The sequence below is a fragment of the Rhizobium sp. UFLA01-1127 genome, assembly GCF_059803845.1.
In genome coordinates this window covers 1-11,350 of record NZ_JAUQTZ010000177.1, presented here as the reverse complement: position 1 = coordinate 11,350, position 11,350 = coordinate 1, and the positions used below count along the sequence as shown (strand labels likewise).

Sequence of the window (11,350 nt, the reverse complement as noted above, 5' to 3'; positions counted from 1 at the left end):
GTGTATGCCACCACCAGCCGAGCGCCGTCAGCATCTTGACAGGCCCAGGCGGCTGATGGCTGAGGCTACCAAACATCGAGGGGATGCCGACACCCCAGAAGGATTGATCTGCGGCTCTGCCATGGCGCCTGCCGGCATGTTTTTGTCCTGTCAGCCGCTCGATTGTGTCCGCCGCCAAAGGCTTCAACTCGTCGATGACGCCGGAATTGGTAAGAATGGACGCGCCCTCGCCGCCGGTGGAGTCGACATTGACATGCGCCACGCAACGGCGATCGAGCTCGTCAAAATATTCGTCGGCATACCAGGCAGAACCGGAGTAGCGTCCATGCGAATGGCCGGACCAGAAGCAGATGCGCAGACCGCGCTGCCAATCCCTTGTCTGAAGGGCAAGCAGGCGTGCCGCCTCCAGCATCGTCGCGTTGGCGCCCCCATTATCCATGACACCGAAATGCCAAGTATCGTGATGGCCTGAAAACAGCACGAATGGCTCATCCTCACTCGCCGGCTGAAACTCGGCGACCAGGAGTGGCGTATTGCGCCATCCGGTGTCGACTTCTGCCGTGAGAGTTGTGTGCACCTTTTCACCCCGGGCGAGCCGTTCGCGTAGGCGCATGCCGTCTTCTCTGGCAATTGTGCAGATGACAGTCTTCGGGAGTTGGGCCCGCGTATGTTGCGACGGGCTGCCCCAGACCGGCGACACGCACATTTCGTAGAGATGTTCGTTCGGGCTCACATGAATCTGGCCGCAGGCGCCGGCCGCGCTCGCAAGTGCGGCGACTTCCTCGGTGGCAATTCCGTCGACCAGAACGATTTTGCCGGCGACGTCCTTGCCGACGAAATCGGCTTCTGTCCCTTCGCCGACATGGGCGAGGTCGCCGCTTATACCTCCTGCCCCGCTCGAAACCGACATCGAATGGGTAATGCAACCAAGACCTTTGCCTTCGATCTCGACCTTTGCCGCGCCGGGCAGGCTGATGAAAGCATCATGCGACAGCAGCTGTGTGCGATACCCATAGCTGTCCATCTGCGCCTGAAGATAATGAAAGCTCTCCAGTTCCTCCGGCGTTCCGGATAATTTCACCCGCCGGGCGAACTCGCGGATGTGTGCCATTAGCTGTTCACGATCTGGCTGCAGGGCCAAGTCAGGCATGGGCCTTCTCCGGCAGCGGCGGTTCGACGTCATCGGGGATCGGGTTGACGAAAGGCGTTCCCTCAAGGCGCGCCTTGTGATCGGCCTTGGCGGCTTCGATCAACTTGGGATTACGGATGAGATCCGCTGCCGTGCTGGCCATCACCTTGGCAGCATGCTCGGTTCCCTTGTGAGCAGCCGGCAGCTTGCCTTGGGCGACCAGTTGCCAGGAATGGCCGGGCGTACCGATGGCGTAGGTCGCGCCGCGCATCTGCACTGTTGGTACCACCCAACTCACGGTTCCGACATCGGTGGAGCCGACCAGCGTGCCATCGCCAGCGTTCAGCGGGAAAATCTCCTCGCAAAGCGGCTGATCTCTCCTCGATTTCAGCGCGAAACGGCCATAGGAGGCTGCGATATCCTCAGCATTGAAGGTCTGCTGGAACTTGCGGGCTATTTCCCGGTCCGCATCATCGAACTGCGGAGGCCCGAGCCGCTGCAGATGCGAGAACATGCATTCTTCCAGCGGCGTGTTGCCGACGAGATTGGCGTCGCCGCTAATGATCTCGCTGCGAACAGTAGTCTCGGTCATCAGCGCCGCACCTTCGGCAACTTTCCTGACACGGGCAACCAGGGACAGAAGCTCCGGCAAGGTTCTCGCTCGTACGAGGTAGCGCACTGTGGCGCGCGCCTGCACGACGTTGGGTGCCGCGCCACCCGCATTGGTGATGGCATAGTGGATGCGAGCGCTTGAAGGCATATGTTCGCGCATGTAGTTGACGCCAACATTCATCAACTCCACCGCATCGAGAGCGCTGCGGCCAAGATGAGGCGTGGCGGAGGCATGCGAGGCGCGGCCTGAAAAATGGAAATTGATTTCGTTGCAGGCGAGCGAGATGGGGTTGTTGACGCCCGCAAAGGCTGCCGGATGCCACGAGATCGCGATATCAACATCGTCGAAAACGCCGGCGCGGACCATAAAGCCTTTCGAGGAGCCACCTTCTTCGGCGGGACATCCATAATAGCGCACCCGGCCCTTCAGGCCGCTCTCCACGAGGAAATCCTTGACGGCAGCGGCAGCGAGCATCGATCCGGCACCGAGCATATTATGACCGCAGCCATGACCGTTGCCGCCGTCGACCAGCGGCCGCTCCTCGGCAATGCCAGCCTCCTGGCTCAGCCCCGGCAGTGCATCGAACTCCCCGAGGATCGCGATCACCGGGCCGCCCTCGCCCGCTTCTCCCATGACTGCCGTCGGCAAGCCGGCAATGCCCCGCTCGACGCGAAAACCTTCATGTTCGAGAAGGCGCGCATGCTCTTCTGCGGATTGGTATTCCAGGTAATTCGTCTCCGGAATGTCCCAGATCCGGTCGCTCAGCTCGAAGAACACAGCGCGCTTTTTCTCGACGATATCCCAGACGGCATCGGAATTTTGCATGGATTTACAACCCACCTTATAAAATGGTAATCAAATTGGCGCCAATTTATGCGCCAATTGAAATAGCAGCGCAAGAGATGGGCATGAATATTTTTTCAGCACCGATAATCGTGCTCGTTATGAGCCAAAGGAGAGCTATGATAGTCGTCGCCGGAAACGGAAGGCTGGGGAGAACTGCATGAATTTGCTGGAAGCCGAAGCGACAGCGCAAATACAAGAGCCGCAGACGCCCGACGTGACTGAACTCATTCTCCAGGATATTCTTGCCGGCCGCCTTCCGCCCGGAACCTGGCTGAAGCAGATCGATCTCGAACGGCGATATAATTGTACGCGGCCCGAAGTTCGACGGGCTCTCGACAGGCTGGTACAGAAGCGGCTGGTGGAGCATATTCCCAATCGTGGCTATCACGTCCACGAGCAGGATGGGCGCCGCGCTGAGGAGGTCAGCGACATTCGCGTCATCCTTGAAGTCGCCGTCAGCGACCGTATCGTTGCGAACGCGAGCGCGGCAGATATCGCGAAGCTGCGAGTTCTTGCTTTACGCTTCGACGATCTGGTGCTGAACGGCACCATGCTTGAGCTTTACGAAGCCAACCTCGCCTTCCACCGCGAGTTGCTTGCGATCGCCGGTAATCAGGAACTCGTGGAGCTGGTCACGGAAATTCGGCAGCGAACGTCTTCGGCACCGGTGTCGCAGTGGCGAACGCGCGCCCGCATCGAGCAATCCGGTCGCGAACACCAGCAGATGGTTGACGCGATAGAGAGAGGTGATGCCGGTCACCTGATGGAACTAACGCGCAGGCACATTCTTCAGGCCTGATCGGCTGTTAGCAAAGGGCGCAGACTGATTGCCGTTGATGGGTACCGAACCGGAAGCCCGACACTTCGGGGCATTAAGCTAAGGATCGTGACCGACAACTCGCGCCAATACCTACCTGACGCGAACCCGCGGCGATCTGACGAGATTGCCAACTGTAGCTTGAAATGGAAGCCGCGATCATCGCAAAGGACCAGAAGGTTCGTGTCGAGCTAAAAGCTCAGCTGTGTGGCAAAGTCTCGGGCCACTCCTGAGAGCCATGAAGGACGCGAAGGATACGAACTGCCGTCTCCATAACGGCATATGCCGCGATATAAGGCGTTCCGTTGATCACCAATTCGCGCGTCCCTGCAATTCTTCCAACGCGGTCGCTTGCGGGAAAATCGATCAAGCGGCGAGTGGCAGCCATGATCCGCTCGTCGATCATGACAGCGGCTGAAGGATTATCTGCCTCGATGTAGGTGAATATGGCGTCGCGATCCGATAGAGCGAACGCAGACCACGTCAGCTTCACGATTTGCGGTCACTTGCTCTGAGGCGTGCTGTCGCTCGACGCTTTGCGAAATGTGCCTCGACTTCATTATCCGAAATGTCGGGCCGAGTATCGTTCAACGCTTCCAGCACCTTGGTGCGAAACCAAGCGTCGTGAGCTTCACTGCCTGAGAAAAGTTCAAGGGGCAGAGCACCCTCATTGGCCGTGCGGGTGAGTAAGATCCGAACCGCGTCCGATACCGTTAGGCCCATGCTCTCGAGAACGGCTGAGGCACGATCGCGAACTTCAGCATCAATACGTGTTTGGACAAGTGCGTTTGCGGCCATGACGATCTCCACATTCAGTACAAAGATAATGCATTTGAATGACAATATCCACAGCGAGTTTTCGACCCTCTCCAAGATTCCTTTCACTTTTATGCTCTTGAGCCGATTCGAACCTCGGACCCGATGATTTGAGCCCTCGTCTTTAGAACGACCGCTTGCATAGTTGTCGGCAGTCCGACTTAAGACGATAGACTGTCGGTTGCCTTTTCTGGACGTACCGGGCGCCCGGTCCCGAGCAGGCGTGAATTTTCGGCGAGGTAATCGACAAAGCACCTGACGCGCGCCGGCGTATGCGCGCCGCCAACGAACACTGCGTGGATTTCCTCCACCTCTCCGGGATTGAAGTCTTCGAGAAGTGGCACAAGCTGCCCCGAACGGATCGCAGCCTCCACAGTCTGTGTTCCCACGCGCGTGATACCTACGCCCTCAGCGGCGAGCTGTCCCAGCGTTTCACCATTGTTTGCCTCTACACTGCCTTTGATGGCCAAAGGATAATCGCGCCCGTCTTTCCGAAACGGCCAAGTCGCTGCGGCTCGCTTGAAGTTGAAGCCGAGGCAATCATGATCGTGGAGGTCTTCCGGGACTTTCGGCATGCCCCGGCGCGCAAGGTATTCCGGAGAGGCAACAATGACCTTGCGCGTTTCGCCGAGCTTTCGCGCCGTCAAAGCACCATCGGCAAGCGGTCCGAAACGGATACCCACGTCGGCCTGACCGGCTGCGATATCTACGACAGTGTCGGTAAGGTTGACGTCGAGCATGATGTCAGGATACCGCCTTATGAACTCGCCAAGAAGGGGAACCAGTGACAATCTTCCGTACTGTATGGATGTCGTCACCCGTAGGCGGCCGCGCGGAGAACTCCGGTCCGAGATCATCTGCTCGGTTTCCCTCAGATCCGTAAGGATTCTCCGGGCCGCAGACAGATATGCCGTGCCTTCCGGCGTAATCGTTAGCAACCGGGTAGTCCTCAGGAGCAGGCGAACGCCGAGCCTTGCTTCGATTCGATCAACGATCCTGGCGATCGATGAAGGAGCCAGACCAAGCCGACGGCCGGCCGCGGAAAAGCTTCCCCTCTCGGCAACGAGCATAAACACCTCGAGATCGCCAATTACTTCCATCCTTGCCATTTATGCATCCTGCGCAAAGGCGTTTAACGGCAAGAAGGCATACACATGGCAAAGCAAAAGTCCATCTTTGCGTATGAACGATCGATGCAACTTGCTGCCCGTTCGGCTTTCGGCCTCGGGCTTTGATTGAGGTGGGTAAGAGGATGATCTCGCCATTTACGATCCGCATATCCGAGGAACGGTTGTCGGCCATCCGCACGAAGGTCGAAGCGTATGACTGGTCTCAGCTTACCGATGCCGGCGGCTGGTCAGCAGGCGTCGATGTGAACGACCTCAAGCGTCTGGTGGCCTATTGGCTCGACACGTATGACTGGCGCGAGGTCGAGCAGCGTCTTAATCGGCTTCCCAATTTCAAAACCGATATCGAAGGCGAAGGGATCCATTTCCTGTACGCCAAGGGCGACGGGTCCAGACCGCCCGTCCTTCTCCTGCATGGTTGGCCCGGATCCTATCTCGAGTTCGAACGCCTTCTCGATCCGCTCGTGGCGGATGGACATGACGTCGTCATTCCATCCCTCCCCGGATTTGCTTTTTCGCAGCCCATCAAAGGCGTCATCGGACCGCGGCGAGCAGCCGAGTTGATGCATGTGCTGATGACGAAGTTGTTTCCGGGTCGCCGCTATGTTGTACAGGGAGGAGATTGGGGAGCGGGGATCGCAAGTTGGATGGCTTACATCCAACCAGACGCGTTGCTGGGCTTCCATCTAAACATGGTAAGCGTTCTTGCCAAGGATGTCGTCCCGACCACACAGGAAGAGACGGACCTATTTAAGAGGCGGGCCGCGATCCTGGACTGGGAGACAGGGTACAACCAGGAGCAGGAGACCCGCCCACAGACACTGGGGGTGGCCCTCGCCGATAGCCCCGTCGGGGCGGCCGGGTGGATACTGGAAAAGTTCGGCAAGTGGGCCGACTTGGAGAGGACGTCAGATGGCGGTCCGGATATCTGGGCCAAGTTTACCGAGGACGAATTGCTGACCAACATTATGCTCTACATAGCAACTTCGTCCGTCGTCACGTCGACGTGGATTTACCACGGAAAGCGTCTGGAGGGATCGCAGACATTTCCGGAAGGAACGCGCATCCGGGTTCCAACGGGCGTCGCGGCCTTCCCTGATCCCGTATTCCTACCGCCACCGCGATCGCTTGCTGAAAAGACCTATAACATCGTTCACTGGAACACGATGCCGAAGGGCGGCCATTTCGCGGCACTTGAGCAACCGGAGTTGATGCTCGCTGACCTGCGCGCGTTCATCACGAACATTGGAGGCGGCACGCGATGATGGCGGCGGACGGAACGGTGACGAAGACCGAGAAAACAACAACCTTGTCCATTGCCTACCTTGAATATGGTCCACGCGATGGGTGGGCTGTGGTTCTTTCGCATGGATTTCCTTACGACGTGCACGCGTTCAAAGAAGTCGCTTTGATATTGGCTAATGCCGGCGCGCGCGTCGTTGTGCCCTACACTCGCGGCTTCGGGCCAACCCGGTTTTTAGCGAGCACGACGTCGCGCAACGGGCAGCAGGCGGCCCGCGGCCGCGATATTGTCGAACTAATCGATGCACTTGGGATCGAGCGGCCCATTCTCGGCGGCTTCGATTGGGGCGGAAACGCCTCTTGCGTGGTGGCAGCCCTGTGGCCGGACCGGATCGCTGGCCTAGTTTCTTACGCCGGCTACGACATTATCGATGTCAGCGGACAAAAACTCCCCGCGGCTCCCGCATTGGAAAAGGTTTTCTGGTACCAGCATCTGTTCCAGACGGAACGAGGCCGTAAATGTCTGTCGCAAAACCGCCGTGACCTTTGCCGGATACTCTGGAGCGAGTGGTCTCCCAGCTGGCGGTTCGACGAGGCGACGTTCACCAGGTCAGCGGGCGCGTTTGAAAATCCTGACTTCGTGGATATCGTCATTAGCTGTTATCGGCACTCCTTCGGCCTGGAGCCCGGTGACGTGGCGTTTCAGGATCTTGAGGCGCGGTTGGCCGAAAAGCCTCGAATAACCGTGCCCACGATAACCATCGACGGAACCAAAGATCCGCTGAAGCCCGGAGGGACCTCGGATCATTCAAAGATGTTTGCCGGCTTCCACGAACATCGCGCCGTCAACGCAGGTCACAACGTTCCGCAGGAACAGCCCCGCGCTTTCGCTGACGCCGTCATTAGGGTCCGCGAGCAAATGAAGTAATTCGATGGGGAACGCCAGGTCTGTAGACGAAGGACGACGAGGGTTCGGCTTCGCATGCTTCGGCGGACGGGCGGTAGTTACGGGTGAAGTGAAGGTTGGGAGCCACCGACCACCGTCACTCCTCGGTCTCGTAGACGGCCACGCTTCGATCGGTGTCTCCATGAAGCAGGCTCGTTACGGCTGTCCACCTAAAAGAGGTGGACAGCCGTGATGGATGAAGGTCAAAAGCTTGTCGTTCGGCTGGTTAGTCGGAATGGACGACGCCGGTTCGATCCTGAGTCGAAAGACCGGCTTATTCCCGCGTGCCTTGAACCTGGCGCATCGGTATCGAAACTTGCAGGTGAACATGGGGTCAACGCAAACCTCGTTGGAAATGGATCAGAAGGCATTCTGGCGACAGTAGGCGCTTGCCGCGATAATGCGTGGCACGTGGGACGCGGGAATCGATAAACGAGTGTCGAGCTTCACAACATTCTGATCCGCATTTTCATTTGATGTTGATCCGTTCGGCGACCAAGAACCCTTTGACGAACTTGTTATATCGACGTCGAGGTTGGATCAGGGCGAAATGCAAGATTGGTTGATATCGCGACGCAAATGAACATTTTGTTCCTGATCGCCGCCCATGTTTGATGTTGGTTTTATTCGATTTTGAATACGCCGAACATCTGCTGAAAGGACTTGAATACTGTGGTGACATGAAGGGCGGAAATATTCTCCACCCTTCCTTTTTCTATTGTAACACCCGTATATTCATGCAATTTAACAGTTCGGGTCGAAGGCCTTCAGCTCTTCTTCATGGCAGTGGTCTTGCACTGATCGCGGAATTTCTTGCGCTCCTTGCCATGCAGACCTTTGGCGTCAGCGTCAGCCGAACATTTCTTAGAAATAGCCTGCTTTTGCGTATCGGCAACAGCCGGCTTTGCGGCCGTGGTAGCGGTTGCTGCCTTTGCTGTGTCGGCGGTTGCTGCAGCAGCAGGCTTGGCAATAGTATTTGTGCCTGTGGTGGTGGCGGCTGAAGATGCTGCAAAGGCCGATCCGGAAAATGCGAGCACGCTGGCAAGAGCGAGAGCATAGGTGATTTTCATGTGTTGCCTCCGAAAGTCAGGGGGTGTCTTAAGGACGCATGTACTTGTGCATGCTGCATCTGAACCAGATATGAATGTTCGAAAAGATGGGTTACGCTGCGCGACTGAGCTTTGTCTCCTTGAAACGACCATCGGCAACAGCGACTCGGAGCTGCAGAACCCGATGAGCCCCAATTGGTGCTCAACGCATCTGACGCCTCTTGTTCATCGGGGTGTTCCATTCATCGCTTGCGCGGATGCGACGCCGACCGCGGCGAGAACAATCAGAATACTCGCTGAAATCAATCTGATCATCGTAAACCTCGCACCATCGACAGGGCAATGAACAATCTCGCATGACGAGTTAAGGAACGCTCAGCCTTCTCTCCACCGTCACCATGAGCCGGAAGCCATGGAAGATGCAAAGCTATTGATTATGGCTCAGCCCACAGAACGACCGGCCACGTCATCGCTATCGGCGGCATGCCGCCCCCCTTTACCGTTTGAAATTCCATCTCCTCCGGCAGTGAAGAATGATCGGTCACAGGACCTTGGCCAGAACTTCAAAACTATCCGCTCTCCGCTTGCACATTCCTGACAGACGGGTTTCACGAATAATCTCAGTGGCGGCGTTATGGGAGGACTTCGTCATCGATGTAATGAGTGCAACCGCATCCATGTCGTCGAATACTCCCGATTGAAGTTCAATAGTTCCGCCTTGGCGCACTGCAACGCTGACGCTCAGCATGTCGATCTCCCGTGGAAATTTCCGCGATACAAACATCCAAAGAGATGAAAGGTTCCAATGGCTCCCAAAATCGATGGCCACGCAATATTGTGGCTGGCATGGATTCCTTAGCTTAAGTTCGGAACAACATCACCGCTGGCACATTTTGCTGTTTGGAATTGACTCGAATGCCCATGGGGAGCGTTCGTGGTTGGAGCGAACAATATTGACATGGCTGCCGGCCCTCTCCCAATTCGGCGCGCGCTTGTCGCCGAGGACGATGTGCTTGTGCGAATTGATCTGGCCCAAACCCTTCGTGATGGGGGCTGGCACGTGACCGAAGCTGGTTCGGCGGATGAGGCGCTGAGCGTACTGGCGCGTGATCCGCATTTTCACCTCCTCGTGACCGACGTCCATATGCCGGGCACGCTGAATGGTTTGGATTTGGCAAGGCGCGCGAAGGAAAGCAACAGTCACATCAAGGTCGTGGTCACGTCGGGAGAGTATCGGCCTAATACAGCCGACCCGATATCTTTCGACTTATTTCTTCCCAAGCCAGTCCGCAATCTGCTGGAGGATTTGGCCCCATTGTTGAGTAGCTTGAATGACCGAGATTCCATCATCTGAAACGATCCTTCTTGTTGAGACCGATCCTTTACAGCGATCGACGGTGGCTGAGTATCTGCGCGATTGCGGTTACACCGTCATCGAAGCCATCGACGCGCGGGAAACCATGGCCGTTCTCCGCCGGCAGAATGTCGACATACTCGTGACAGATCTTGAGTTGCGGGACGAATCCGGATTCCAGCTTTCGGCGAAGGCAAGAGAGCTTCGACCTGGATTGAAGGTTTTGCTGACACCCTCCTCCGCGCGAACGGCGGCAATAGCCGGAGATCTTTGTGAAGATGGTCCCCTGGATCATCCTTACCATCCACAACAGCTTCTTGAGCGGCTCAAGCGATTGCAGGCGTCTGGCGGCGATTAAGTCTTGACGTCCTCCTTCGCGAGACAGTGACTTTAGATCTCTTGTCTCCCCACTGGCGATATTGCTCGCGGCGCTCGGCGTTTCGGTGAAGCAGGCGAGTTACGGCTGGCCGCCGCCGCCCGCCGCCCCGTAGACCTGTCCGGTGGCGTAGCTCGCCTGCGGGTCTGCAAGCTGCACGTAGATCGATGCAAGTTCCGCGGGCTGACCGGGACGGCCCATCGGCGTGTCGCCACCGAAGTTTTCGAGCTTTTCCATCGTCGCTCCGCCGCTGACCTGAAGCGGCGTCCAGATCGGACCGGGCGCGACGCCGTTAACGCGAATGCCCTTCGGGCCAAGCTGCTTCGCCATCGACTTGGTAAAGTTCATCATTGCCGCCTTGGTCATCGCGTAGTCGACGAGGTTCTCCGACGGGTCGTAGGCCTGCTCCGACGTCGTCTGAATGATCGTCGCACCTGGCTTCATGTGTTTGAGGGCGGCCTTCGTCAGAAGGAACGTCGCATAAATGTTAGTCTTCATCGTCGCGTCGAAGGCCTCGTAGGTGATGTCGTTAACCGATTGGGCCTGCTGCTGTCGCCCGGCGTTGTTCACGAGGATGTCGAGACCGCCCAGCGCCTTGGCCGCATCGTCGACCAGTTTTTCGCAGAAGGCGGCGTCACGGAGATCACCGGGCAGCGCCACGCCCTTGCGGCCTTCCTTCTCGATGAGCGCGATGACTTCCTTTGCGTCCGGCTCTTCGTCGGGCAGATAGTTGATGGCGACGTCCGCGCCCTCGCGGGCATAGGCAATGGCTGCGGCGCGGCCCATTCCGGAATCGCCTCCGGTGATCAGTGCCTTGCGCCCGGCGAGACGGCCGGAGCCTTTATAGGATGTCTCGCCATGATCCGGCTTGGGGTTCATCTTGCCGGCAAGGCCGGGAAACGGCTGGCTCTGCCTCTGAAACGGCGGCTTCGGGTACTTCGTTGTGGGATCGTTCATCTGCGTATTCTTCTGCATGTTCGAAGCCGGCCAGGCAACGCTGGGAAAGACCGACGCCGCGAGCGTCGCGCTTGCGGT

General features: G+C 57.6%; 13 protein-coding genes and 1 pseudogene. 6 read left to right on the top strand and 8 right to left on the bottom strand.

Annotation, left to right across the window (positions count from 1 at the left end; translation table 11 throughout):
- Together Q4Q11_RS28560 and Q4Q11_RS28555 are read right to left on the bottom strand one after the other, a co-directional pair.
- Positions 1–1,150, bottom strand: a 1,150-nt coding sequence (locus tag Q4Q11_RS28560; RefSeq protein WP_498571580.1) for a M28 family metallopeptidase, incomplete at its 3' end; no start/stop codon positions are given.
- The gene (locus tag Q4Q11_RS28555; protein ID WP_498571579.1) at positions 1,143–2,567 is read right to left on the bottom strand and encodes a M20 family metallopeptidase; all 1,425 of its coding nucleotides are present in this window, start codon (positions 2,565–2,567) and stop codon (positions 1,143–1,145) included. The genes Q4Q11_RS28555 and Q4Q11_RS28560, both read right to left, overlap by 8 nt.
- A 178-nt stretch (positions 2,568–2,745) precedes the next feature.
- Here Q4Q11_RS28555 and Q4Q11_RS28550 point away from each other — a divergent pair, with 178 nt between their 5' ends.
- Entirely contained in the window at positions 2,746–3,387 is a 642-nt protein-coding gene (locus tag Q4Q11_RS28550) for a GntR family transcriptional regulator (protein ID WP_112509098.1), read from the top strand.
- 217 nt (positions 3,388–3,604) lie between these two features.
- Here the strand turns inward: Q4Q11_RS28550 and Q4Q11_RS28545 are convergent, their stop codons facing one another.
- The 3 genes from Q4Q11_RS28545 to Q4Q11_RS28535 form a co-directional block, all read right to left on the bottom strand.
- A complete protein-coding gene (locus tag Q4Q11_RS28545) occupies positions 3,605–3,898 on the bottom strand; it encodes a type II toxin-antitoxin system RelE/ParE family toxin (RefSeq protein WP_112509096.1) in 294 nt (97 codons plus the stop codon).
- On the bottom strand, positions 3,895–4,203 hold the full coding sequence (locus Q4Q11_RS28540; protein WP_112509187.1) for a type II toxin-antitoxin system RelB/DinJ family antitoxin: 309 nt from the start codon (positions 4,201–4,203) through the stop codon (positions 3,895–3,897). Before Q4Q11_RS28540 ends, Q4Q11_RS28545 begins: the two co-directional genes overlap by 4 nt.
- A gap of 179 nt (positions 4,204–4,382) precedes the next feature.
- Positions 4,383–5,330 (bottom strand): LysR family transcriptional regulator, encoded by a 948-nt coding sequence (locus Q4Q11_RS28535; protein ID WP_498571578.1) that lies wholly within the window; start codon positions 5,328–5,330, stop codon positions 4,383–4,385.
- Positions 5,331–5,473: 143 nt separating this feature from the next.
- Here Q4Q11_RS28535 and Q4Q11_RS28530 point away from each other — a divergent pair, with 143 nt between their 5' ends.
- The 3 genes and pseudogenes from Q4Q11_RS28530 to Q4Q11_RS28520 all read left to right on the top strand — a co-directional run.
- The gene (locus Q4Q11_RS28530) at positions 5,474–6,613 is read left to right on the top strand and encodes an epoxide hydrolase family protein (RefSeq protein ID WP_498571577.1); all 1,140 of its coding nucleotides are present in this window, start codon (positions 5,474–5,476) and stop codon (positions 6,611–6,613) included.
- Entirely contained in the window at positions 6,610–7,518 is a 909-nt protein-coding gene (locus Q4Q11_RS28525) for an alpha/beta fold hydrolase (protein ID WP_498571576.1), read from the top strand. The genes Q4Q11_RS28530 and Q4Q11_RS28525 overlap by 4 nt, the downstream gene beginning before the upstream one ends.
- Before the next feature lie 207 nt (positions 7,519–7,725).
- Positions 7,726–7,910: pseudogene (locus Q4Q11_RS28520) on the top strand (transposase); the annotation flags it as partial.
- 393 nt (positions 7,911–8,303) lie between these two features.
- Here the strand turns inward: Q4Q11_RS28520 and Q4Q11_RS28515 are convergent.
- Together Q4Q11_RS28515 and Q4Q11_RS28510 are read right to left on the bottom strand one after the other, a co-directional pair.
- Positions 8,304–8,606: a PsiF family protein gene (locus Q4Q11_RS28515; protein ID WP_112509094.1), complete on the bottom strand. Its 303-nt coding sequence runs from the start codon at positions 8,604–8,606 to the stop codon at positions 8,304–8,306.
- A gap of 520 nt (positions 8,607–9,126) precedes the next feature.
- The gene (locus tag Q4Q11_RS28510) at positions 9,127–9,333 is read right to left on the bottom strand and encodes a hypothetical protein (RefSeq protein WP_112509092.1); all 207 of its coding nucleotides are present in this window, start codon (positions 9,331–9,333) and stop codon (positions 9,127–9,129) included.
- Between the two features lie 186 nt (positions 9,334–9,519).
- On the opposite strand from Q4Q11_RS28510, the gene Q4Q11_RS28505 reads away from it, so the two are divergent.
- Complete coding sequence (locus Q4Q11_RS28505) at positions 9,520–9,939, top strand: response regulator (RefSeq protein ID WP_498571575.1); 420 nt, start codon at positions 9,520–9,522, stop codon at positions 9,937–9,939.
- On the top strand, positions 9,917–10,297 hold the full coding sequence (locus Q4Q11_RS28500; RefSeq protein ID WP_112509088.1) for a response regulator: 381 nt from the start codon (positions 9,917–9,919) through the stop codon (positions 10,295–10,297). Before Q4Q11_RS28505 ends, Q4Q11_RS28500 begins: the two co-directional genes overlap by 23 nt.
- A gap of 99 nt (positions 10,298–10,396) precedes the next feature.
- Here Q4Q11_RS28500 and Q4Q11_RS28495 read toward each other — a convergent pair whose 3' ends face one another.
- On the bottom strand, positions 10,397–11,290 hold the full coding sequence (locus tag Q4Q11_RS28495; RefSeq protein ID WP_498571581.1) for an SDR family oxidoreductase: 894 nt from the start codon (positions 11,288–11,290) through the stop codon (positions 10,397–10,399).
- Positions 11,291–11,350: the final 60 nt, after the last annotated feature.

What these genes read in the sequence shown, in the direction of transcription:
- Q4Q11_RS28555 (WP_498571579.1), bottom strand. Translation starts at nt 2,567, where the DNA reads ATGCAAAATTCCGATGCCGTCTGGGATATCGTCGAGAAAAAGCGCGCT.
- Q4Q11_RS28550 (WP_112509098.1), top strand. Translation starts at nt 2,746, where the DNA reads ATGAATTTGCTGGAAGCCGAAGCGACAGCGCAAATACAAGAGCCGCAG.
- Q4Q11_RS28540 (WP_112509187.1), bottom strand. Translation starts at nt 4,203, where the DNA reads ATGGCCGCAAACGCACTTGTCCAAACACGTATTGATGCTGAAGTTCGC.
- Q4Q11_RS28535 (WP_498571578.1), bottom strand. Translation starts at nt 5,330, where the DNA reads ATGGCAAGGATGGAAGTAATTGGCGATCTCGAGGTGTTTATGCTCGTT.
- Q4Q11_RS28530 (WP_498571577.1), top strand. Translation starts at nt 5,474, where the DNA reads ATGATCTCGCCATTTACGATCCGCATATCCGAGGAACGGTTGTCGGCC.
- Q4Q11_RS28525 (WP_498571576.1), top strand. Translation starts at nt 6,610, where the DNA reads ATGATGGCGGCGGACGGAACGGTGACGAAGACCGAGAAAACAACAACC.
- Q4Q11_RS28515 (WP_112509094.1), bottom strand. Translation starts at nt 8,606, where the DNA reads ATGAAAATCACCTATGCTCTCGCTCTTGCCAGCGTGCTCGCATTTTCC.
- Q4Q11_RS28510 (WP_112509092.1), bottom strand. Translation starts at nt 9,333, where the DNA reads ATGCTGAGCGTCAGCGTTGCAGTGCGCCAAGGCGGAACTATTGAACTT.
- Q4Q11_RS28500 (WP_112509088.1), top strand. Translation starts at nt 9,917, where the DNA reads ATGACCGAGATTCCATCATCTGAAACGATCCTTCTTGTTGAGACCGAT.
- Q4Q11_RS28495 (WP_498571581.1), bottom strand. Translation starts at nt 11,290, where the DNA reads ATGCAGAAGAATACGCAGATGAACGATCCCACAACGAAGTACCCGAAG.